The organism is Streptomyces sp. NPDC001594 (assembly GCF_042893675.1).
GTDB lineage: Bacteria > Actinomycetota > Actinomycetes > Streptomycetales > Streptomycetaceae > Streptomyces.
This window is the reverse complement of sequence record NZ_JBIAVB010000013.1, coordinates 220,059-242,645: the sequence shown is the minus strand read 5'-3', so window position 1 is coordinate 242,645 and position 22,587 is coordinate 220,059. Positions and strand designations below refer to the sequence as shown.

Here is a 22,587-nt window from a genome sequence, read left to right as displayed (position 1 = left end):
ACATCTGAACTGGCTTGCCCTATGGGGCAGGTGGGAAGGATGTCGCTGTGCCCAAGCCCTATCCGGAAGAGTTTCGCCAGGACGTCGTGCGGGTCGCGAGGAACCGCGGCCAAGGTGTGACGGTCGAGCAGGTGGCCACCGACTTCGGGGTCCACCCGATGACGTTGTGGAAATGGATGCGCCGGGCGGACATCGACGACGGCTCCAAGCCCGGAACCTCTAGCCAGGAGAGCGCGGAACTGCGCGAGGCACGTCGGCGGATCAAGCTGTTGGAGCAGGAGAACGAGGTCCTGCGCCGGGCCGCGGCCTATCTGTCGCAGGCGCATCTGCCGGGAAAAGGATCTACCCGCTCGTGAAGGAGCTGGCCGGGGACGGGGTGCCCGTCACGGTGACGTGCCGGGTACTCAAGCTCGCCAGACAGCCCTACTACCGCTGGCTCGACAAGCCGGTGCCCGACTCCGTTCTCGAGGAGGCGTATCGCGCGAACGCGCTGTTCGGTGCCCACCGTGAGGACCCGGAGTTCGGCTACCGCTTCCTGGCCGATGAGGCCCGCAGCACCGGGGCCACCATGGCGGACCGGACCGCGTGGCGGATCTGCCGCGACAACCGCTGGTGGAGCGTGTTCGGCAAAAAGCGCGGCCGGGGCAAGAAGGCCGGCCCGCCGGTGCATGACGATCTCGTCCGTCGTGACTTCACCGCGGCCGGCCCGAACCGGCTCTGGCTCGCCGACATCACCGAACACGCCACCGGCGACGGCAAGCTCTATGTCTGCGCAATCAAGGATGTCTTCAGCAACAGAATCGTGGGCTACTCCATCGACACACGGATGAAGTCCCGCCTGGCCGTGACCGCCCTGGACAACGCCGTGGCCCGACGTGAACACGTCGACGGATGCATCCTGCACACCGATCGCGGCTCGCAATTCCGGTCCCGGAAATTCGTCCGGGCGCTCAACCGCCACCGGATGGCCGGGTCGATAGGAAGGGTCGGGGCAGCCGGCGACAACGCAGCCATGGAGTCCTTCTTCAGCCTCCTGCAGAAGAACGTCCTCGACCGCCGACGCTGGGCCACCCGCGACGAACTACGGATCGCCATCGTGACCTGGATCGAGCGGACCTACCACCGACGCCGCCGACAAGCCGCACTCGGCCGACTGACCCCCATCGAATTCGAGACCGTCATGACCACGCCGGCCCTCCAGGCCGCGTGACTCAACCTGTCACCCGAACCTGCATCAGACCCCACCATATGAAACAAGAAAAGTAACCAAAGAGACACACGGTCAATCTTCCGGGGAGCCAGGCAGGCATCGAGTTCCGCTCCCCGCTCTACGCCTGACCACATCCGCAGTCATCAGACGACACCCAAATACACCCACTCAGCCCGCAGCCGGACCGATCCCCGGGTACTCCACCGCCTCGACCAGCAACACCTGCCGCCGAGAGCTCCAACCATCGGCCGGCAGGCCCCCGGGATTCCAGGGCGGGAAGGTGGTGCGCCGATAGCCAATACGGTCCTCAGTCGCGACCGACAACTCGGGCCACCGCGACAACGGTCAGGAAGACCTGCGGCACCGTCGCGTGCCCCTCGGCGGTCTGCGGCCCTCGCATCTCTCTCAACGGCCCGGGAGCCTCGTTGGTTGCGGGACGCTGGCCTGTCACCCGGTCAGTAGCCACTATGAAAGAGCTCACTCGACGGTCCTGGAGTTACACCGAGGGTTTACGGTCCCCCATCACACTCACAACTTCGGAGGCGGCACGAGCTTAGGATCGCGGGTAAGGAAAAACATCGTCGGCATACCAGGCTTAGTGTAAAAAGGAGGAGAACCCACAGGGGGCTCAGGGAAACTAGGAACAGGGAAGGTATCACTCGGGACCGCGCACCGGCCACCTGGTGCCCCAGATACTTTGAGGCACTTGCCATGAGCAAGAATGGCCGGTTCCAGGCGTAGCTTCCAAGACCACGTCAACCCGTCCCAGCGCTCAGCCACAAGGCCCAAATCTCGCCACCCAGAAGAGAGATTCGCTTCCCATCGAATTTCACTCATGTGGTTTATCACCTGCCCGACTTGCGGCGCCTTCCCAGCCTCCCAGAGCCTGCCGGGGTCGGTATGCCCATCCCGGTTGTTCTGTGTTCCATCCTCGACGACCTTAACCTTGAGCCAGGTGTGGTTGCGGACCACCATCCCGCGAGTCTTGACTTCGGTCGATACGCCGGATACCTGCGAAGCGCGCTTGGTCCCAGCCTCTACGGAGGCTTCCGAGGCTTGGGCTGGTGCAGCTACGACCGAGGCCCCGAGGGTAGCGCAGGATATCATCGAGATTCTAATCGCTCGGCTAATCTGGTTCATTCGACTCCCGCCGCCTACAAGTTTCGAAAATTCGACGAGTGGGCACAATCTTTACCCAATCGACCTTGCCATATGTAGCGTAATTATGCACAGGTGGAACCACCAGCCAGAAGGGGTGACGTTAAGGGCATCTGATAATGCACGAAAGTTTCGTCCCATAAGGTTGTTTCGCTTTGACGGACACCTTCGTTGTGTGGTCAGGCTGTTCGGGGTGCCGCCGGGCCGCTGGACCGCCCCGCACCCTGAGGTTGCGCTGCGAAAGATGCCGCAGAGACACCTTCCGTGCCCATGGATGCGCCCTTGAAGCCTCTGCGTTACTGCGCGCCAGCGTGGTTGTGAAGGGGCCGCTTCCGCTCCGTCCGCGAACGGCGTCCCCCAGCATCAACTCGAGGGGCCGATGGCGATCTCCGCGTGCAGGAACCGCCGCCCGGAGCGGCGAGCCTGAACAGTTCCCGCGCACCGAAGGCCCGCTCGTAGACATGAGCTGTGTGCTCGGACATGACGAACCTCCTGGGAAGGCCGCGGGTCAGCTCCTGGGGCTCTGGGACGAACGTAGGAGCTCGACCTTGGTTGAGGCCAAGGGTGCGGTGGGGCGGCCGGGGTATGCGCGGGAGGGTGGGGGGTGTGGCTGTGGCGGCGAGGGAAGGGACTCGATGACGATCGTGGTCACCACACCGACCGGCGCGTGGGGTCGCGGGTGGCGCGGTTGCTGCTCCAGGCCGGTGTCCAGCCCTGAGTGCTGGTGCGTGATCGGGCCCGTCTGGACGAGGGGACGCGGGAACGGGTCGAGGTGGGCCGGGGAGCCGAGGACGAGGAGATGGGAGAGGGTGAGGGTGCCGGTGATCGCGCCGATGACCGCTTCGGTGGTGTCGCGTCTTCTGATCTTGGTCCAGCCGCCACGATAGGCCGGGAGATATTTACTGGTCAGGGGCTTGATCACGATTCCCTCTGCCCCAGACACATCGGTCCAGGTCTGGAGCCGTTCGCGGGCCTCAGCGAGGTCCGTGGTCGGGACGAGCGTCCAGGGGGCCGTCAGGGCGTGGTCGGTGAACAGCTGCTCCAGGAAGGCGCGGCGGTCGGCGTAGGGGCGGGTCAGAAGGTCCTGACCGCCGAGCTGCAACACGTCGAACGCGAAAGCGCGCGGGTTCCGAGATTCCTGAACGGGGGAAACGGTGAACCCGCGTGCCCGTTAAGGGCTGAGGCGGTCCCGCGCGCCGGTTCCGGTGATGCTGGTTGGATTGCTGAGCGTGCGCCGAGGTCCAACTGGCTAGCTCGCGGGCCAAAGTGAGTTCGGCCTTCCGTCATCGCCCATGTGCAGCCGCTGCCAGATCTCGTTCCAGTTGAACGGCCCGCACAGACATGGCGTCAGCAACCACGCGCGTGGTGTCGCGGGGTGGCCATGGGATGGGCTGCCGACAGGTGGGGCAGGTGCCGTTCCAGGTGGCGATGAGGTATTGGAGGAGGTCCAGCGCCTGGTAGAGGGTCAGGCCCTGGCAAGGGCTTTTGGGCTCCTCCGCTGTTCGGTCAGGAACAGCTGGGCGGCGGTGACGAGGGTGACGTGCCGGTGCCAGCCCGTGAAAGAACGACCCTCGAAGTGGTCCAGCCCCCGAGCGGTCTTCAGCTCGCGGTAGTCGTGCTCGATCCGCCACCTGGCTTTCGCCAGGCGGACCAGGTTCGTGGCGGGGGTGTCGGCGGGCAGGTTCGAGATCCAGTACTTCACCGACTCGGCCCGAGCCGGTGAACGCCTCCGCGCTGATCCACGACCGGCCCCGGCGGTACCTGCTCCATCTGTGCGACCAGGGCACCCCGCTGTGGAAGCTGTCCGAGGAGGTTGCCGACCTCCGCCTCGATGACGTGCAGCCCCACGCCGTGGAGGCCGCCACCGGCATCGACGGCCTCAGCGTCCCGGTCCGGGTCTTCGCCGCCGGTGGCACGGGGGCAGCCGGACGGTACTGGACGGTGTCGGAGTCCAGATCCACCTCGAAGGCGTCGAAGGCCGGGTTCTTGTCGGTCTGCGTCACGCCGAGTCGGAGCACGCGGGCGACACCTGGCACTGCCTCGCCGGGCGGTGCTGGCAGGAGTCAACCTGGCAGGGGTGGCCGCGGCAGGGGCTCCCGGTCCGCCTCATCTCCTCCACCCCCACGGCCATCACCGCGATCTCTGCCGGCCGGCCCTCTTCTCCGCTGGGCTGGTGAGCAGGCAGATGAATGGCCCGTAGACCGTCTGCCACGGCCCGTACTCCGACGGCAGATCCCGCCACGGAGCACCAGTCCTCACCCGCCACCGGATCCCGTCGATGAGCCTTCGCCGTCCTAACGGCGGCCGCCCCAGAACCGCAGCCGGCAGCAACGGCTCCAGCACAGCCCACTGGTCGTCAGAAAGATCCCCTCGCCCCACATCGAGATCATCGCCATGCGGGGCGAGGGACGGAGCCGACTTTCAGAACACGGCCTAAGAGGTCGTTTTCATCTGCATCACCCAGGTATAGGGCGATTCTTGAGGTCCGGGGTCGTGGTGGTGGTGATGTAGCAGTTCTGGCTCGGGGGCTGTGGGGCGGACGGGCGGACGGGTGGGGCTGGATACGTCTTGTTTCTGTCTCATCCCAGAGCGTCCGGCCTCCGCCACTCGTGTGCTCCCGTCGTCATCGCTGTGCGCCTGGGCGCATGCCGTTTGCGGCGCTTCGTCAGAAGCACGCCGAAGCGACGTCCGTATCCGAGTGATCTGTCCGATGCCCGCTGGGAGTTGGTCGAGCCGGTGCTCTCGGCCTGGCGTCTCGAGCGCCGGAGGAAGGCCCTGGATTTCGGCCGACCGCCCGAGCACGACCTGCGCGACAACATGAACGCGATCTTGAATGTCGACCGGACCGGGGTCCGGTGGCGCTACCTCTCTAAGCCGTCTCTTCCGGATCTTGCCTGACCCGCGCCGCCCGGCACGATCAGGGCTTCTGCGGAGGTTTGCCGGAGTCTGGAGGCGCCTGCGGTGCAGGTGTCCGCGGCCGCTCCCGCGACCCGACCTGGGCGTTCTCGATCCTGCCCGCGGTGCCGGTGTACTGCCGCTGGACTCCAACGGTGTCGGTGCCTCTTTTTCGTCTGCTTCCCTGACTCGCGGCTGAGCAACCGGTTGGCCACTGGGCGTTGTAGTTGGCCGGAGTCACGTACCGAGGTCTACCGCCCGATCCGGCGGGCCGTGCGGGGTTGCGTGCGCGAGGCAGGCAGCCGGGCGGTCTCTTCCGCTCCGGCCAGGCTTTCGCCCAACTCCGTCGATACGTCACAGCGGCCGTTCCGTGCCGGTCAGCACTCGCGCAGCCCGGGAGCCGGGTCCTGCCCGGTCGTTGCCGCCCGGGTGCGGGTCGCCGTGACCCCGGCACTGGAACCAGCTGAACGGCCAAAGCCGCTCCTGCGACCCTTGCGAGACGGCGGGGGGTGTCCGGGGCTCCCGGGCGGATTTCGGCGCAGGCGGACGCTTTACGCGGGCGGGTTCCACGCCCTGGTCAGCCTCGGAGCCGTCTCTACTGCCCTTTGACGGCCGTAGGAAACGCATAAAGTTTCCGCGCATGGACCGCGGAGGGCCGGGCACACGACGGCTCGGAGGTTGATAACCATGGTTCCCCTGCTTCTCGTTCTTCTGCTCGCTCTGATCCTCTTCGGTGCCGGCTTCGCGGTGAAGGTCCTCTGGTGGGTCGCCATCGCGGTACTGGTGCTGTGGCTGGTCGGCTTCGTCGCCCGTCCCAGGGGCGGAAGCGGCCGCTGGTATCGCTGGTAGCCGTCTCCTACACCTCGGTGGCCCGCACCCTCTGTGAGAGGGTGCGGGCCACCGCCGTTGCGACGCTTGTCCCGGCGAGGCGACAGCCGGGGCGGTCGTCGTGACGCAGCAGGGAACCTGCTCGCCTCCACCGATCGACGGCCGCCCCGGCCTCAGGGCCTGCGGTCGCTTCCAAGGGGGCGCGTCGGGGCCCCGCGGCGGGGCACACGCGGTTGCACGGTACGAACCTGGTGACCGGGATCTGCAAGCCCGAGGTGTGGAAGGGACGGTCGGGATGGGCGAGATGCTGATCGGGACGTGCTCCTGGACGGACAAGGCGCTCGTGAGCAGCGGGTGGTATCCGCCCGGGCGCCGCGATCCGGAGGGGCGGCTGCGGCACTACGCCGAACGGTTTCCCGTCGTGGAGGTCGACGCCGGGTACTACGCCCTCCCCAGCGCGCGCAACAGCACGCTCTGGGTCGAACGCACCCCGTCCGGCTTCCGCTTCGACGTCAAGGCGTTCTCCCTCCTGACCGGCCACCCGACGCGCAAGGCCGCTCTGCCCGCCGACCTGCGCGGCTACGACGCCGGTGATCCGGAGCTCCTCGACGAGGTCTGGCGCCGTTTCGGTGCGGCGCTGCGGCCGCTCCGGGAGGCCGGCCGGCTGGGCGCCGTGCTGTTCCAGTTCCCGCCCCGGTTCGTCCCCGGTCCGCGGGCGGAGGCCGTGCTGCACCACACCAGGGAGCGGGCGTCGCGGTGGCCGCTGGCCGTGGAGTTCCGCCACCCCGACTGGTGGCGCGAGGACCGGCGGGAGCGCACCGCCGACCTGTTGCGGGACATGGACGCCACAGCCGTGGCCGTGGACACGGTCCAGGGGATGCCCACCTCGATGCCGCCCGTCACCCCGGTCACCTCCCCGGCGCTCGGAGTGGTCCGCTTCCACGGCCGCAGCGCGTCCTGGGGAGCAGGGGGCAAGGAGGACCGGTTCCGGCACGCGTACACGCGGGAGGAGTTGCGCGGCTGGCTTCCGCGCCTGCGCTCCGTGGCGGACCGCGTCGACCAGTTGCACGTCCTGTTCAACAACTGCTGCGGTGACGCCGCCGTTCGCGCCGCCGAAACCCTGCGCGGCCTGCTGGACCCGCACGAGGTGCCCGCCCCTCGGCGGCCGGCCCTGGCAGAACGAGCGGGCAACGGAGGACGTCTGCTCGGGACAGGCGCCTGAACCGGGTCAGACGCGCGCGGGCGTTACCACCGCAGGTGGGGGGAGTCGAGGTTGCGTTCGGGGGCCTCGGCGTCGATGTTGGCGTCGTGCAATGCCTGGTACAGGGCCGCTCCTCTGGTCATCCCCGGGTCGGTGACCTCGGCGAGCAAGCCGTCGGTGAGGGCGGAGCAGCGGTGCTGTCCGAAGCTGAGGCCGCTCTTTCCCGTCCGGGGATCGGCCGGTTCCCATGCGTAGGAGACGCCCGGAGCGAGGCGGGAGGCGAGCACCGAGGTAGTGGTGCCTCTGCCCGGCACATGGGTGAGGGCGGAACCTATCGCAGCCGATGCGCTCCAGGCGTCGTGGCCCAGGTAGACCACCAGGGCGTCCATGCGCGGATACAGCCAGGGCGCCGAGGCGATCTTCGCGCGGTACCGTACGCGGCAGCCGGCGAGCACGCGCAGGCATTCCCTCCACACGTCGGCTGCTGCGTCAGGGTCTGTCAGGTGGACGTACAGGCGCAGCAGCGGGCCTGCGGGCGGACGTCCGTCGGGGCCGTCGGCAAGGTAGAAGCCGGGTGACAGAGCGGGCCGCAGCGCCGGCAGGCGGAGCCTCACCGGGTCGCCGGTCCGGGGGTGCGCCGGCTCGTCGACGTTCTCGGCGGCCAGTCTGATCCGGAGGGAGGGGAGATCGACCAGGATCTCGCCGGAATCGTCGAGACGTCCCGCGTACCGCCCGGTACTCATCGTGTACCGGTGCGGCGTGGCTGCGGCGAGCTTCTCCTCGAAGGCGTGGTCGCGGATGCGGCGCGGGCGCTGCTGCTGCCGGGAATCCCTTCCGCTGTGCAGGGTGTCGTACAGGGTGCCGCTGAGTTTGCTGCGGAGTTTGTCGAGGCTTTCCGCCTCGAATTCCGTGTGGCCCATCCGGAATGCGGCGGTATCACCCACACGGGTCACTTCCACTGCGGTGAGCGCTTGCCGCAGGCGTTCCGCGATCTGATGGGTTTCGGTGGTCACGCCGGCGACTCCTTGCTTGAGCTGTTCGTTCCGATCCCGGTGAGCTGCAGAAATCGCCCGGGGTCGAGCATGAGTGTCCGGGCCACCCCTATCTGGGCCTTCTGGAGAGCCGTGAGCTGATGGTGTTCCTGGCAGCCGGCCATGACGCGGTCGAGCACGTGCCATCCGGTGAAACCGGCTGTTCGCAGTCCCAGCTCGGGATCGACGGCCAGCCGATTGCAGACGTATCCGTCCCAGAAGCCGCGGACGTAGGGCATTCTGCGGTCCATTTCCCGGGCCCACGAGTGCATGAGGGTGTCACCGTTCGCCGTGGAATCGGCGGCTCCTGCAACCATGGCACGACAGACCCATTCTCCGATGAACGATCCGATGTCCTGAGCGGGGTCGGCGCAGCGGAATTCCTCCCAATCGATCATGCGCAGGCCGTCTGCCGGGCACAGGAACTGGTCGAGCCGCAGGTCACCGTGGACGGGTGTGTGGGGTGCCTGGACGGCGCGGTCTCTCAGGAGGTCGATCGCCGCGGCCAGCATCGGGTCGCGCTGGAAAAGCCCCCAGAACTCCAGCAGTGCTCCGCTGGCCCCGGCGTAGGCTGCCGCGCTGACCGCCTCGTGGTCTTCGAGGAGCGGCCATGACCGTGGCTTCCGGTGCAGCTCAGGACTGTCGACCAGCATGCTGTGCAGACGGCCGACCATGGCGCCCGCCTCACGGGCGAGCTGCTCGGTGAAGGCCCCGTCGTCCGCCAGCTCCGCCGCACTGCGCGCTCCACCGAGCAGTTCGTAGATCACGATCGCCGACGGCTCGTCCCAGCCCAGGCACCGGGGAGCGGGCACGGGAACCCGATCGGTCCGGTGGAGCCCCTCGAAGAACAGGGTGCGGGAGAAGCGCTGCCGTGCCTCGGGGCCTTCGATCTTCTTGACGAAGACCTGCGCGCCGTTGGTGGTCCGGCCCGACCAGTTGTCGTTCCGCCCACGGAAGGAGTGGACGGTCTCGGGCTGCAGGAGGCCCAGCCCGCGTCCGGCGATCGCACGACGGACTTCCGGTACGTTGTCGAGGTCAACCGGCCTCGGTGTTTGTCGCGTGGCCATGACGTCTTCCCTCCGCTCGGTCTCCGCATCAGGCTGCCGCGTGCCCCGGCCGGACGCTGTCATCCGATCGGGCGACCGGATGGGCGACCGTGCCCGATCGGCCTGCGGCCACGCGCCCCCGCCCGGACCCTGCTCGCCCCGGCGGGGCGGCCGCGCAGGGCTTGGCGGCCGGTTCATCCGCCCGTTCCCCCGATCGCCGGATCCCGGATGCGCCACGGGTGGGAGAGAGTGGGATTCCACCGGTGTCCGACCCCGCCATCCGGACGGTCGGCCCGTGAAGGCAGGAGGGGTACACATGCCCTCGCAGATCCCCGCATTCGCCACCGCCGCCTTGTCGGCCCGGGCCGAGAAGATCGTGGAGGAGCTCGCCTCACGACTGGCCCGGCCGGACCGCATCGAGTCCCTCGCTTCCCGGGCCGAAACGCGCATCGAGGCGGGCTACGGGTTCACGGCGTGGCATCCGCTGAGCCTCGCGACGGGGTTTCCCGGCCCGGCCGTCCTCTACGGCGAGCTGTCGCGCGGGGACCAGGCGTACCGGCAGCTCGCCTACCAGCACATCTCCCGTGCCGTGCCGGCGCTGCCCGGTCCTGCCGGCGGTCTCATGCGGGGGGCTGCCGCGCTGCTGGCCGCAGCGCAGACCTGCGCCGGCCCGCAAGGCGACTACGCCTCGTTGCGCGCGGCACTGGCCCACCGGCTCGCCACAGCCCAGCTACGCCGCCTGGACTCCGTACACCGACGCACGCCCCGGCCGCTCGTCACGGCGTCCGAGTACGACTTGCTCGGCGGACTGTCGGGGACGACCCGCGTGCTGCTGGACAGCGCGATGGACGCGGCCGAGAACTCCCCCGACGTCACGCGGTCGGTGACCCGGTCCCTGGAGTACCTGGTGGGACTGACCCGGCCCGTCCAGGTGGAGGGCAGGCGCGTGCCCGGCTGGTGGCTTCCTGCCGCCGACCTGTTCACGGAGCGGGACCGCGCCCGCTATCCGGAGGGCTTCTTCGACACGGGCATGGCACACGGCATCACCGCGGTGCTCGCGGTGCTGTGCTCGGCACTGCAATACGACCGCGAGGTGCCCGGGCAGCGCTCCGCCATCAGCAGCATCGCCGAGTGGCTCTGCCAGTGGCTGCCGGAAGGCCCCGACGCGTGCTGGCCCGACCGTGTCTCGTTCCAGGAGCAGGTCACCGGCCGCCTCGACGCCCGCACCACCGTCCAGTCCGCATGGTGCTACGGCACGCCCGCCGTGGCAGCGGCGCTCTACCGGGCCGGCGGACTGCTGGGCGAACCCCGGTGGCGTGAACGGGCGGTCAGCGCCCTACGGCTGGACGTCGCACGCGAGCAGTCGCGGTGGGGACTGGACGGTCCCACGCTCTGCCACGGGTTCGCCGGCTTCCTTCAGACGACGGCCCGCGTGGCAGCCGACTGCCAGGATGCCCAGTTGCTGGAAGGATGCCGACGCATCACCGTGGCGGTTCTGGCGGAAGCGGACGAGCAGGCGCCCTTCCTGTTCCGCCACACCGTGCGCTGCGGGGACCCCGATGCTCCGACCAGAGAGCAGGCCGACAGGGCTGGCCTGATGGAAGGGGCCGCGGGCGTGGGATGCGCCCTGCTCGACGTCACCAGGAACCCCCTGGCCGACGCCACCGTCCGTCCCTGGGACCGTTGTTTCGGCCTTGCGTGACCAGCCACGGGTTCACAGGGTTCGCAGGTTCGCAAGGTTCACGCAGCGGCCGACCGGCGGGCCCCGACCCGTGCCTGGACGAGCTGGGCCAAGGCCATCGGTGCGCCCAGCCCGGGATGGGCCTCGAAGGAGTGGTCCGCGAGCTCGTAGCCCTTGCGCCAGATGGGGTCGGGCACCTCGTATCCGTCGGCCCGGAGTTGCCTGACGTTGCGCTGTATGGCGGGCTTCTCCCACATGACGCGGTGCATGCTGGGGAGAAAGATCACCGGCTTGGGCGAGGCCAGGACGATGGCGGGGATCAGGTCGTGTGCGAGGCCGTGCGCGGCGGCCGAGAGGGTGGCAGCGGTGCATGGCAGTACGAGAATCAGATCCGCGTCCATGGCGAGCTTCATGTGTCCGGCGGCGAACGCCTCGTCGGGGTCGGAGGCGTCGACCAGCTCGTCGGCTATGTGGCGGATGGCCTGAGGTGTGACGAAGCGTGCGGCGCTTGCGCTCATGACCACGGTGAGATGGCATTCCGTCTTCTCCCGGATCGCGATGAGAACATGCGGCAGGGACAGTACGGCAGCGGCACCGGTGGCACAGATGAGCACTCGCGGAGCCGTGTCGGCCCTGTCTGGTTCGGGGGCGTTCATGGTGATCGTCACGAGGGGCTCCTCGAGGGTTCAGGGCGGCTGAGCTGGACGCCGCGGCTGAGCCGCGGCGTCCAGCTCAGCCGCCAAGGGATCAGCAGACTTCGCGAGTCCCGAAGAGCGAGAAGTCGGCGTTCAGGTCCGCGTCTTCGGCGTTCGCCTCGGCGTTGAGCTCGTCCTCGGTCACGTGGATGTCATAACCGGCGAAAAGGTCCACGGTGTTCATACTCTTCATCCTTTCGTTGAGGCGCGTGTGCGAGGCGCTCGCGGTGCACGCGTCCGACGCGTTCAAATGACGGTTCCAGCCTGCCGGTCCATGGGTGCGAGCGCTGTCATCCGAACGACGGATGTAGGAGACGACAAGCGGGCGGTGAACGACCGCCTCTTGAGCTCACCATCCCGCCGTCCCGGGAAAGGACTCCCCCTGCGCTCACTGCCCACTCCAGCAGCCTCGAGGCCGGAACCGTCTCGTGGTCCAACACCGGCCACACGAACGGCCTCCCTTCCTGGGAGCGGATCGGGCACCTGGATGGCCAATGGGATGATCATGGCCGGACCGGGCCCCCTGTCGAGGGCGCCCGGATGGTTCAAGGGGGAGATCGCCATTCCTGACGAAACGGTTGCCCGTGCCTCCGAGGACGGCGCCCTCGGGCCCGCCTGGTGGACGGACGACTCCGAGCGCTGGGACCTCCTGCGGCTCGCCGAGCACCGCCGACCCGATGACCTCTGGCACCTGTGGCAGGCCATCACCACCAGCTTCGACACCTGGTGCGGCCTGCCCCACCAGCTGCTGCTCGCGGGAGGAGGAACGACCCGCACCATGGCCTACGTCTCCGGCTCCGGCCATGAGCGAAGGGACCGTCTGCTGGGGCACCTCCAGGGACTTGCACGGGCGACGGACGACGACGTCACCGCACTCATCGCCGCACGCCGCCGGTACTACACCGACGCCCTCCGCGAACTCGGTGACGCGTGAGTACTCAGCCGCATCTACGGTCTGCGCCGCCGGCATGAGGTGGGCCGGCCGAAGGCTCCCGCTGGTGGAGCATCTGGCGGAGGATGCGGGGACGGACGAGCCCCAGGGGGGAATCGACGAAGGCGAGTGACCTGAGTACCGCGGACGCCGTGGTCGGGTCACTCGCCGCGGCGGCCATGAGACGGCGGAAGGAGGACCCGAGGAGCCGGGCGCTGAATCCCTCCCGCACGAGGCTGTAGTCACCGATCTTGGACAGCCACCAGGCTGGGCGGGTCGCGTGGTGCGCGCAGGAGAAGAAGCGGCGGGCCACCGGCTCGGCGCCTTCCTGGGCAAGGCAGTCGCCGAGGAGGAGGGCTTCGCGGGCGGCCAGCGAAATCCCCGCGCCGTAGACGGGGTTGACCGAACAGAGGGCGTCGCCGATGGCCAGCAGCCCTTCGGGGAAGTGCTTCAGCCGGTCGTAGCGGCGTCGGATCCCGCAAGGAAAGCGGTACACCGCGAGCGGATCCAGCGGTTCGGCATGCCGCAGGACGTTCATGACATCGGGAGGGGCGATCGTGGCGGCGAAGTCCAGGAGTTCCTCGTCGGTCGTGGGAGGCCGGCAGCGGCCGTAAGCGTGCAGGGACACCACCCAGCTGCCGTTCTCCTGCGCCGCGAAGACCATCCCGCGCGGCCGTGACGACGTGGCGCCGATCATGACGGCCCGGTCGGAGCCGAGTGCGTCGGGCGGGAGCGCGAAATGCCGGCTGGCGTAGGTGACATCGATCCGGGTGCGCTCCTCGGGGGCTCTTGGGTAGCCCAGCTGTTCCAGCCAGGCCCCGCTTCGCGCGCCCCGGCCCATCGCGTCGACGACGAGGTCCGCCTCCAGCACCTCACCGCCGGAACCCCCCGTGCGGGAGCACAGGCCCACTCCCCGGACGGCTGCTCCTCGGCCGGTGCCGTCGGTGACCAGCCCCGTGATTTCTGCCCCGTCGCGCAGGGACAGGGACGTCAGCCGCAGCGTGCGCTCGCGGAGCCTGGTCTCCAGGAAGGGCCGTGACGCCATGATGGCGTCGACTCCCGCGAAGCGCTGGGGCAGCGTGTGCCCGTGGTAGGTGATGCGGCTCTGAGTGCCGAGCTCGGCGCCCACGGCACCGTCGGCCAGGCACTGGCCGGTCAGTCCGGGGAACAGCTGCTCCATCTGCTGTACCGCGTGCGTCAGGACGGTGTGGACGTGCGGGCTCTGCGGGACTCCGCGCCTGTCCCCGCCGTCGGCGCGCCGCTCCGTGATGCGGTCGCGTTCCACCAGGGTCACCCGGGCGAAGTGACGGGTGAGTACGGCGGCGGTGCACAGCCCGGCGATGCCCGCGCCCAGGACCACGGCGTGGTCTCGGGTGGCAGGCACCTCGGCGTGACGCGTCGTGACGACCTCCGGCGCACTCACGGCAGGTACTCGGTGCGGTCGGGGTGGAGGACCACGGTGCCGGAGGTGAGGCCGTTCCAGGTGTGACCGACGCCGTTGTAGCGGCCGGCGAGGTAGACCGAGCGCAGGTACCCGGAGCAGAACGTCTCCACTCCCTCGAGGAAGGCGACGACCGCCGGGTCGGTGGCCGCGGGTGAGGCCAGTGTGGCGGCACGGGCGTCGTACAGGTCCCGTTCGGCGGCCAGAATCAGGGCGCTCAGCCGGTCCACGGCTCCCTGGAGGGTCTGACCCGGCTGTCGCAGGAAGATCGTGATCGGGTTGATCGACGCGTCGCCGTGGAAGTGTTCGCGGCGGTAGGAGAACAGGTCGTTGACCAGGAGGACGTGGCGGATCGCGGCGTCCACGGCGGCTCGGAGGGCGGGGCAGGTGGTCAGCGCGGAGCTGACGTCGAGGCCCAGCGCGTACTCGATCAGGAGCATGACCAGGCCGTGGAAGCTGGTGCCCACGTGCACCCGCTGGTAGGTGTCGAAGTCCGGCACGGTGCCCGTGGCGCGCAGGCTGTCCTCGGCCGCGCACCCGTCGGCGTATTCGGTCAGGGCGGCCAGGAGCCGTTCGCCCTGGCGCGGGCTCAGGTGGCGGTGCAGCCGGGTCATCAGGGCCAGCAGCTCGCACAGGACTCCAGGGGTTGTGCCAGGGGCTCTGCCGGGGGCTGTGCCAGGGGTGTCGTCGCCGCCGGGAGGGCCGGACCTCAGGGCGTCGAGGACCGGGTCCAGGAGGGCCCGGGTGGTGGAGCCGGTGCGGTCGCAGGCGCGGACGTCGTCCAGCACGTTGTCGACGGCTCCGAAGAACTGCATGAGGTCGGTGATCAGCCCGAGGCGCTCGAGCGGGGCGTCGGGGTAGCACCACAGGGCGAAATGCTCCGCGTGCTCGGCGATGTAGAGGTCCAGGGCGTCGTCGTCGGGCAGGACGCAGCGCAGGTGGGTCCGGCACCAGTCGGCGGTGCGCCGCGTCTCCTGCGCCGCGGCCGGATGCGGGCGCGGTGCGGGCAGTCGCAGGGTCAGGACCGGGAGGGTGAAGGCCGGCGGACCGTCCGGGTCCTCACCCGGGGAGGAAGGCGCGGGAGCGGGGACGCCGCCACCGGCGGGTCCGGTGCGGTCAGTGGTCACGGCTGGTCACCAGGTCGGCCAGGGCCCGTAGTTCAGCGGCCGCGGTCCGCCGCGGCCGGGCGGCCGCGAGTTCCTCCAGGGCCTGCCGGGTGTGCCGTTCCGCCGCGTGCACGGCCCAGCTGCGCCCGCCGGCCTCCTCGACCAGGGCCGCCGCCCGTACCGCTTCCGCCGGGGCCAGCGGACCACCGCCGGCGTACAGCCGGCGCAGCTCCCGCCCCGCGGCGGAGCCGGAGGCGAGCGCCGCGGCGATCGGCAGGGACTTCTTGCGCGCGGCCAGGTCCGCCCCGGCCGGTTTGCCGGTCCGTACCGGGTCACCCCAGAGCCCCAGCACGTCGTCGATCAGTTGGAACGCGGCCCCCACGTGCTCCCCGAACGCCCGCAGACATCTGACCCGCTGCCCGTCCGCGCCGCCGGCCACCGCCCCCAGCGCGCACGAGGCGGCGATCAGCTCGCCGGTCTTGCCCCGCGCCATCGCCGTGACCTCCGCCACCGACACCGATGCCGCCTCTCGGTCTTCCAGCAGCGTGTCCGTGTACTCGCCGTCGATCAGCTCCTGCACGGCGCGGGTCAGCATGCCGGGCCCCGCCGCGCCCAGCGGCCCGGGAGCCTCGGCGAGGGTCTGGACGGCGAGGAAGAACAGCGCGTCCCCGGCCAGGATCGCCGCGGGCACGCCCAGGGCGGCCCACACCGCCGGCCGCCCCCTGCGCAGCCGGTCCCCGTCGATGATGTCGTCGTGCAGCAGGGAGGCGTTGTGCACGAGCTCCACCGCCACCGCCGCCGCGACCCCCGCCTCAGGTGTCCCGCCCACGGCCTCGCACGCCGAGAACACAAGTGCAGGGCGCACCGCCTTGCCCGCCCGTCCGCCGTCCAGGGGCGAGCCCTTCTGGTCCCACCAGCCGAAATGCAGCCCTACGGGATGCCGGATCCCCACCGGCAGCCCCTCCACCGCGGCCCGCAGCGCCGGGCGCGTCAACTCGGCCGCATCCCGCAGGAGCTGCTGCGCGGGCCGCACCGTGCCCGCCGAGGACACCACCGTCATGACACCCGGACCGGGGATGGTTGGCGGCTGCCGTCCGGCTGGACGGTGTCGCCGGGCTCAGCAGACACGGGGGGCGTCCCTTCGCTACCGGGTGCGGATGCTGCCTCCCCTATTAGCTCAGCCCGACGCTCCTTTCACGGCACGTGCCACGCCAGCGGGCCGGGGAATCCGGAGCCGGGGCCGGGTGCCAGGGGCCGGGACCCGGGGCGGACTGGGCCGGACGGGGGCTGGCTAGGGGCGGGCCGGAGCATCCGTCGGTGTACGGACGGTCGTCGTGGCCGGCCCGCTCTCCCCGCCGAGCCTGCGGTAGATGCTCGCCAGCGCCTCCACGACGTCCTCGAGGACGGTCTGCCGCAGCTGGCCGAGGGCGGGACGCAGGTGTCGGCGCAGCTCCTTGAGGTCATGTGCCACGAGGTCGTCCCGTGCTCCGGTGAGGCGGCCGCTGAGCAGGTCTTCGAGCATGTCCGTGGCGGTGGCGGGACCGACCGGGGCCGCCCTGCGGCCGGCCTCCTCCTCGACCGCTCGGGCAAGCCTCCCGAGGCCGCGGCGGACGACCTCGCGGGTCTGCGACTCCAGTACCTCCTCGGCGAAGCCGTTCCACGCGTCGGAGAGCTCCGTGGTGAGCCGTTCGGCCAGGGCCTCGCGCAGCACTTCCTCCACGCTGGGAGTGCGGCCCGCGGTGGCCCCGTCCCGCAGGAGACGGTCGACGCGCCGTACGAACCGGTCGGGGTCGCGTCCTACGAACGCGCGGACGACGTCCGGCACGAAGTCCCTGCCCCACTCCGGGAGCCCGGTGCGCAGCGCGGCCTCGGTGCGGTCCCGCAGGGCGGTGCTCAGCACGGTCTGGGCGCAGGCCGGCAGCTCCGGGTGGGGTACCGCCGCCTCCTGGTCCACGAACCGGATCCTGGTGTACTCCATCCAGTACAGCTCCGTGCCCGCGTGGGTGGCGAGGAGGCCCTCGCAGGTGTGGGCCGTACCGGTGGCGGCCTGTTCCGAGGTGGTGGGGCAGGTCCCGGTGGTGTCGGTGCACAGGTGGACGACGCCCGTGTGGTCCACGGTCCCGGGTACGGCCGGTGTGCGTCCGTCGATCCGGACCTCGTCGTCGCAGCGGCCGTCCAGCAGGACCATCGCCAGGTTGGGCAGTTCCTCTGCGCCGCCCCCGGAGCAGCACCCCGTGTCATGCATCTGGTCCCAGATCGACGGCTCGTGCGGGCCGAAGGTCACCAGGTCCGCCGTGAGGTGGTACAGCACGGTCCCCGCGGGGACCAGCACTCGTTGCGGTACCCGGTCGTCGGGGTCGCAAGTCCGGCCCAGCAGCACGTACCACGACATGGCGCCGCCCTTTCATCGGAAAAGATCAACCGCCCTGATGCTGTCCCGTGCCAGGCGCCGGCACCTGCCCTTCGGGGCACCACATCGGGCAGCCGGCCGTTCCCCTTTCGCGGACGGCCGGGCGGCGGCGCCTACGAGGCCTCTCCGCGCCGCACCAGTTGCGCCATCGCCTTCCGCTCCTTCTCGGTCCACTTCCTGCTGGCCACCTTGCAGAAGGTCTCGAAGATCGCTTGGTTCGCCATGACCGCCCTGATGGTGGCTTTCCTCTCCTTCGACCACTTCCTCATGTAGTCCTTCCAGGGCTGGTTGTCCGTGTCGTATCCGAGACGTCGTCTGGCACGCACGGCTTCGACGGCGGCGGCGAAGCGCTGGGGGGTCAGCAGCAGTGCGACGAGGACTTCACGGTCCGAATCGCTCGGCAGATGGTTCAGGCAGAACTGGGAGTAACTCCTGACCGCGAGTTCCCGTTCCTCCGTGGACATCTCCGTCGGCTGCGCCCGGGGGCGTGATCGGACCCCGGGATCCTGGTGCTGCTGGACGGCGGAAGCAAGTGCAGGCTTGTGGTCGGTGTGCGGGCCGGGGGCCGGTGCTTTCTCCCCGGAATCGTCTGGGGCCTCCAGGACGAGCGCGGGAGCGGGCGGGTCCTCGCCGGCCCGAGGGTCCTGGTAGGCGTGTCCGCTGCCGTCGGGGAGGTCGACCCTCAGGCGCTCGGGGGCGCTGTCGCTGCCGAGCCGGAAGCAGAATTCCTTCCGTTCGATCTCGATGACGCACCATCCTGCCTCTTCCGCGCAGCCCGGCCACTCCGGCGGCTCGTCGTTCTGGCAGATCGTGTAGTACCTGTCGCCGTGCTCGTATATGACCTTGCCCCAATGGAGCGGAGTCCTCTCGACGTGCTTCGGCCGGGGCAGCGCTGCGTACCAGACCTCAAAGGCGCACCTGTCCTGGAATTGCCTCATTCGGTGGGCCCACCCCCACCTTTCGGACAGAATGAGCAGGTCGTTGCGAGAATCGTCGTCGTAGGCCTCCCAATCGAGCCGAGCCTGTTCGAAATCGCCCAAACCGCGAAAGAATTCCTCAGCCTCCCTCTGCTCCACCGCGCAGTCGTCCAGCAGTTGCCGGCAGGCCGAGTTGTCCTGCGCCGTTGCGGCCAGCGCGACCCAATCCCCCACACCACTGCGGCCGCAATATTCGATGAGCGAGAAATTCGAATTCCGATCGGCGGCGTAACGCCTGATCTCTTGGACGCGGGCGTCGTACTGCACGTCCTCCAGCATCCACTCCGACCATTCACGCCTCTCCTTCAAGCAGTTTGAACACGTCAACCAGCCCTCCTCGAGACCGCAGTCGGCGCAGACGACCCTCAGGGCGCACGGCTTGCCGTCGAGTAGGCGCCAATGCTGATTGCAGGTGAAGAACTCCCAGTCACCGGGGTTGCCGTCCCCGAAGGTTTTCTCACATCTGATGCACTCGTACATCCGTATCCCCCTTCGCCTGACCGCCGGTGCGCGGCAATTCCTTCTGTACCCCTTCCAGGGCCACGCTAGGAACTGATGCGATGAGCATCCATCCCCAAGGGGCAGGCAGGCGGGCAGCCGGCCCCCCTTGCCGCTCGCCGGCGACGCGAAAGGGAAGCGCCGCATGCCCCGACGCCTGCACTTCCTCCCCTGGGTACCGTCACGCGCCGCTGGCACCATCGAGCGGCACGCAGCGCCGATGAAGGACGGACATGGGTTACATCCTGCTGGGCCACGGGGACCTGGACATCGATCCGACGGCTACGCCACCGGAGATGGACATCGTCGCGATCCCCCTCGGAACGACCATCCAGTTCTTCGCCGACGCGGGCCAGAACCTGTGCTACGGCTCGCAATGCCTGGACGCCTGGGACCAGCTGAAGCCTCCGTGGCCGCCGCTGGACAGCCGCCACGTGACCTACAACTTCTCACTCAGCAGCGCTTGGGAGCACTGGGAGGAGGAACTCGCCAACGACCCGCACTTCGGCGGGCACCAGCTCATCCGTCCCGGTATCGGCGACATCCCCGACCCGGTCCGGCTGTGCACCGGCACACCGGCGACCTGCCCGACCAGCGCGCTGCGGGTACGGGAAGGCGATACGCACCACTGCGACGGCATCCTGGGCCGACCCGAGTTCCAGGGAGAGGACCTCTTCTGGCTGGCGTGCTCCCCCATCGACGTCACGGCCCGGTCGGTGATCGACGCGGCCCGGAACGGCAGTCCGTCGGCGGTGCACCTCGGCGACGACCCGGACCAGGCCGTCCTGTGGGACGCGTCGGCGCAGCCCGACGTCGACGCGGTCAATGTCACGTGGCTGGAGGGCGCCCCGGACGGGCAGGTCCTGAGGTACGCCCTGGGGGGTGGCGTCCTGCTCATCGGCGGGGGCCACGTGAGGGAGGCGTGGCGGTACGTGGTGGTCCAGGACGACCTCACCGAAGGCCGCCTGGTGGCCCTCAGGGGGGCCGACGGTGCCTCCGCCGGCATCACCGTCGTGGGGATGGACGTTCCGCCCGGCCTGCACGAATCCCTCGCCCGCTCGCTGGTACGGCTCGCCCCCGTCACGGCCGTCAGGTTCGCCTGGGACGACAGCTCATCGTCTGCCGAGTACTCCGGCTACTCGGACGAGACTTCCTCCTGGATCTCCCACGACGGCAGTGACGGAGAAGAGGAAGAGGAATCGGAGGACGACGGTCACATGTCCCTGCGGACCGTCGCCGAGTGCAACCGCCTCACGGTGCGCACCTGCACGGGCCAGACCGTGGACTACTGCGGCGGCGGCGGAGCCTTCCTCATCGGCACGGACCGCGGCGGCCACGAGCAGCGGTACGTGGACTTCGTGAGGGCCCAGCAGGACTGCTTCGAGGGCAGGCTCACCATCCTGGGTGACTGCGAGCTGCGGATCGCCGACGTGCCCCCGCACCGACGGGTCTTCGTGGAAGAAGCGCTGCTTGACCAGTTCGTCGGGGTACAGGTCCAGTTCCGGTGACGGAAAACCACTAGAAGTTGATCTTGGCCTGCTGAGTGCCTGACGGTGATCCCCGACCTCGTCACCCGCGATCAGCTCCGCGTCTCCTCAGAGCGTCCAAGAGCGGCCGCATCGGGTATGACGAGCAGCTTGCCGGTGGTACGCCGAGCCTCCAGATCGCTGTGGGCCTGAGCAGCCTCGGACAATGCGTAGCGGCCCGTTACGGTGACCTCAAGCGCCTTGGAGCGTACCCACTCGAACACATCGGCGGCCCGTCGGAGCAGTTCGGACCGATCGGCGATGAAGTCCCCGAGGCTGGGCCGGATCAGGGTGAGCGAACCGCCGTGGGCGAGCCGCATCGGATCAAACGGCGGCACGGCACCACTTGCCGCGCCGAAGAGCACGAGGTGGCCGCGGGTTCGCAGGCTGGCGAGGCTCGCATCGAAGGTGTGCGCGCCGACGCCGTCGAAGACAACCGGCAGTCCCTCACCGCCGTTGAGCCGTCGCACTCCGGCTGCGAGATCGTCGACCGCGGAGGAAACGATCACCTCAGCGGCCCCGGCACGCTTCGCCAGCTCGGCCTTCGCCGTGGTTGACGTCGTGCCGATCACCCGGCCGCCGAGATGGGTGATGAGCTGGGTCAAAAGAAGTCCCATGCCACCGGCAGCCGCATGCACGAGCACCGTGTCGCCCTCCTGAACCGGGTAGGCGTCCTTGATGAGATAGTGCGCGGTCATGCCTTGGAGGAGCACGGCGGCGGCGGTCTCGAAGCCGATGTCGTCGGGCAGCGGCACCAGCCGGGACGAATCCACCACGGCCCGTTCGGCATACGCGCCGGGAATCTCCACCCAACCGACCCGGTCCCCCACGGCGACGTCAGCGACGCCGGGTCCGACTTCGACGACCGTGCCGGCGCCCTCAGCGCCCGGGGTGAAGGGCAGCGGGAGGCTGTAGCGGCCTTCGCGGTGGTACACGTCGAGGAAGTTGACCCCGGCTGCGGAGACCTCCACGACCGCTTCGCCCGGACCCGGCCGCGGCTGGTCCACCGTGGCCTCCTGCAGCACCTCGGGACCGCCCACTTCGTACACCTGTATCGCTCGCATGGCCCTCCTCCGATAACGGTTCATCCCCCACAAACCCCGTTGACGGCGATCCGATTCCCGGCGCGCCCGGTCCGGCGGCGGCAGGTACCCGGCGCTGATGGAACGGTTCACCGGGCAGGTCTCGACGGAGACACCGTGCTGGGCGGCCTGGCCCGGCAGGCCGGAGGCGGCTCCCACGGCATGGTGGCGCAGCTGCTCGGACAGGCCCGGAGCGGCGACCGGTAGGGAGGCCCGTGACCGCGGCGGTCAGCGCGCGCGGCAGGTGTGGGCGAGGGCCCGGTCGAGGCCGCTGCGGTGGAGGGCGTCCAACTCCATGGTCCGGACGGTGACCGCCTTCCGCCACTTCAGCAGCACGTCGCAGCCGGGACGGGACAGCAGCGGCTGGGCCTGCTGGATGGCCGTGAGCAGCCGGCTGTCGACACGGTCCAGGACGGGGCGGACCTGGGTGGCGAGATCGGGGTGGTGGGACGGCCGCTTCGTGGGGTGTTCCCGCCAGTGGGCGTAGAGCGCGCGCTGGACGTCCTTGTTGGCGTCGATCTGATCCTTGAAGATCCGCTGGACGGTGGCGCGGTCGATCCCGAGTTCCGTGGCCCGGGCCGCCGCGTTGTCCAGGACGATCTTCTCCCGGGCCGGGTCGTCGATGGGCCGGCCGGTGCCCCATTTCGCCGCGGCCACCGTGTCCGCGGTCATCACGCGCTCGGCGGCGAGGCGCACGATCGTTCCCAGCGCCTGCTCGGCCTGCGGGCCGCTCGGCCGGCTGGAGTGGGCGTTCGCGCTGTGGGAGGGGCCGCAGACCACGAGAGCCGTCGCTCCGATACCGGTCAGGGCCGGCACGGCGGCCCACATCCACATTCGGGTCTTGCTCATGGCACCACTGTCGCGTCCTGGT

At 69.6% G+C, this 22,587-nt stretch carries 18 protein-coding genes and 3 pseudogenes; 7 read left to right on the top strand and 14 right to left on the bottom strand.

What is annotated here, in order from left to right; translation table 11 throughout:
* Positions 1–47 precede the first annotated feature (47 nt).
* Positions 48–1,210, top strand: a protein-coding gene (locus ACFY0O_RS25735; protein ID WP_388950515.1) for an IS3 family transposase whose coding sequence is annotated in 2 segments (ribosomal slippage) — positions 48–332 and positions 335–1,210 — 1,161 coding nt in all. Because the reading frame shifts where the segments join, the coding sequence is not laid out codon by codon here.
* A 1,666-nt stretch (positions 1,211–2,876) separates the two neighbouring features.
* Here the strand turns inward: ACFY0O_RS25735 and ACFY0O_RS25730 are convergent.
* From ACFY0O_RS25730 to ACFY0O_RS25720, 3 genes and pseudogenes are all read right to left on the bottom strand, one after another.
* Positions 2,877–3,503, bottom strand: a pseudogene (locus ACFY0O_RS25730) (hypothetical protein); the annotation flags it as partial.
* A gap of 330 nt (positions 3,504–3,833) precedes the next feature.
* A pseudogene (locus tag ACFY0O_RS25725) lies at positions 3,834–4,088 on the bottom strand (transposase); the annotation flags it as partial.
* A gap of 410 nt (positions 4,089–4,498) precedes the next feature.
* The gene (locus ACFY0O_RS25720) at positions 4,499–4,747 is read right to left on the bottom strand and encodes a transposase (RefSeq protein WP_388950513.1); all 249 of its coding nucleotides are present in this window, start codon (positions 4,745–4,747) and stop codon (positions 4,499–4,501) included.
* Positions 4,748–5,020: 273 nt separating this feature from the next.
* Between ACFY0O_RS25720 and ACFY0O_RS25715 the strand changes: the two are divergent.
* The 3 genes and pseudogenes from ACFY0O_RS25715 to ACFY0O_RS25705 all read left to right on the top strand — a co-directional run.
* Positions 5,021–5,236 (top strand): annotated as a pseudogene (locus ACFY0O_RS25715) (transposase); the annotation flags it as partial.
* Between the two features lie 714 nt (positions 5,237–5,950).
* On the top strand, positions 5,951–6,112 hold the full coding sequence (locus ACFY0O_RS25710) for a hydrophobic protein (RefSeq protein WP_355972038.1): 162 nt from the start codon (positions 5,951–5,953) through the stop codon (positions 6,110–6,112).
* Positions 6,113–6,386: 274 nt separating this feature from the next.
* Entirely contained in the window at positions 6,387–7,313 is a 927-nt protein-coding gene (locus ACFY0O_RS25705) for a DUF72 domain-containing protein (RefSeq protein WP_388950510.1), read from the top strand.
* Between the two features lie 23 nt (positions 7,314–7,336).
* Here the strand turns inward: ACFY0O_RS25705 and ACFY0O_RS25700 are convergent, their stop codons facing one another.
* Complete coding sequence (locus tag ACFY0O_RS25700) at positions 7,337–8,305, bottom strand: T3SS effector HopA1 family protein (RefSeq protein WP_388950507.1); 969 nt, start codon at positions 8,303–8,305, stop codon at positions 7,337–7,339.
* Positions 8,302–9,390 carry a class V lanthionine synthetase subunit LxmK gene (gene lxmK, locus ACFY0O_RS25695; protein WP_388950504.1) on the bottom strand — a complete coding sequence of 363 codons (1,089 nt, stop codon included), beginning with the start codon at positions 9,388–9,390 and terminating at the stop codon, positions 8,302–8,304. Before lxmK ends, ACFY0O_RS25700 begins: the two co-directional genes overlap by 4 nt.
* Positions 9,391–9,685: 295 nt before the next feature.
* Here lxmK and ACFY0O_RS25690 point away from each other — a divergent pair, with 295 nt between their 5' ends.
* Positions 9,686–11,071: a lanthionine synthetase C family protein gene (locus ACFY0O_RS25690; protein ID WP_388950502.1), complete on the top strand. Its 1,386-nt coding sequence runs from the start codon at positions 9,686–9,688 to the stop codon at positions 11,069–11,071.
* A 38-nt stretch (positions 11,072–11,109) separates the two neighbouring features.
* Here ACFY0O_RS25690 and ACFY0O_RS25685 read toward each other — a convergent pair whose 3' ends face one another.
* On the bottom strand, positions 11,110–11,718 hold the full coding sequence (locus ACFY0O_RS25685; RefSeq protein ID WP_388950500.1) for a flavoprotein: 609 nt from the start codon (positions 11,716–11,718) through the stop codon (positions 11,110–11,112).
* Positions 11,719–11,797: 79 nt separating this feature from the next.
* A complete protein-coding gene (locus ACFY0O_RS25680; RefSeq protein WP_388950497.1) occupies positions 11,798–11,929 on the bottom strand; it encodes a hypothetical protein in 132 nt (43 codons plus the stop codon).
* Positions 11,930–12,232: 303 nt separating this feature from the next.
* Between ACFY0O_RS25680 and ACFY0O_RS25675 the strand changes: the two genes are divergently transcribed.
* A complete protein-coding gene (locus ACFY0O_RS25675; RefSeq protein WP_388950494.1) occupies positions 12,233–12,679 on the top strand; it encodes a hypothetical protein in 447 nt (148 codons plus the stop codon).
* 4 nt (positions 12,680–12,683) lie between these two features.
* On the opposite strand, the gene ACFY0O_RS25670 is transcribed toward ACFY0O_RS25675, so the two are convergent.
* From ACFY0O_RS25670 to ACFY0O_RS25650, 5 genes are all read right to left on the bottom strand, one after another.
* Complete coding sequence (locus ACFY0O_RS25670) at positions 12,684–14,060, bottom strand: NAD(P)/FAD-dependent oxidoreductase (protein ID WP_388950491.1); 1,377 nt, start codon at positions 14,058–14,060, stop codon at positions 12,684–12,686.
* Between the two features lie 35 nt (positions 14,061–14,095).
* Positions 14,096–15,244: a hypothetical protein gene (locus ACFY0O_RS25665; protein WP_388950488.1), complete on the bottom strand. Its 1,149-nt coding sequence runs from the start codon at positions 15,242–15,244 to the stop codon at positions 14,096–14,098.
* Complete coding sequence (locus tag ACFY0O_RS25660) at positions 15,234–16,283, bottom strand: polyprenyl synthetase family protein (protein ID WP_388950486.1); 1,050 nt, start codon at positions 16,281–16,283, stop codon at positions 15,234–15,236. Before ACFY0O_RS25660 ends, ACFY0O_RS25665 begins: the two co-directional genes overlap by 11 nt.
* Positions 16,284–16,514: 231 nt before the next feature.
* Positions 16,515–17,615: a hypothetical protein gene (locus tag ACFY0O_RS25655; RefSeq protein WP_388950483.1), complete on the bottom strand. Its 1,101-nt coding sequence runs from the start codon at positions 17,613–17,615 to the stop codon at positions 16,515–16,517.
* A gap of 131 nt (positions 17,616–17,746) precedes the next feature.
* On the bottom strand, positions 17,747–19,090 hold the full coding sequence (locus tag ACFY0O_RS25650; protein ID WP_388950480.1) for a hypothetical protein: 1,344 nt from the start codon (positions 19,088–19,090) through the stop codon (positions 17,747–17,749).
* A 251-nt stretch (positions 19,091–19,341) separates the two neighbouring features.
* Between ACFY0O_RS25650 and ACFY0O_RS25645 the strand changes: the two genes are divergently transcribed.
* Entirely contained in the window at positions 19,342–20,616 is a 1,275-nt protein-coding gene (locus tag ACFY0O_RS25645) for a hypothetical protein (protein ID WP_388950477.1), read from the top strand.
* Positions 20,617–20,687: 71 nt separating this feature from the next.
* Here the strand turns inward: ACFY0O_RS25645 and ACFY0O_RS25640 are convergent, their stop codons facing one another.
* A complete protein-coding gene (locus ACFY0O_RS25640) occupies positions 20,688–21,698 on the bottom strand; it encodes a quinone oxidoreductase family protein (RefSeq protein ID WP_388950476.1) in 1,011 nt (336 codons plus the stop codon).
* A 246-nt stretch (positions 21,699–21,944) separates the two neighbouring features.
* Positions 21,945–22,565 (bottom strand): chorismate mutase, encoded by a 621-nt coding sequence (locus ACFY0O_RS25635; RefSeq protein WP_388950474.1) that lies wholly within the window; start codon positions 22,563–22,565, stop codon positions 21,945–21,947.
* Between the last annotated feature and the right edge of the window lie 22 nt (positions 22,566–22,587).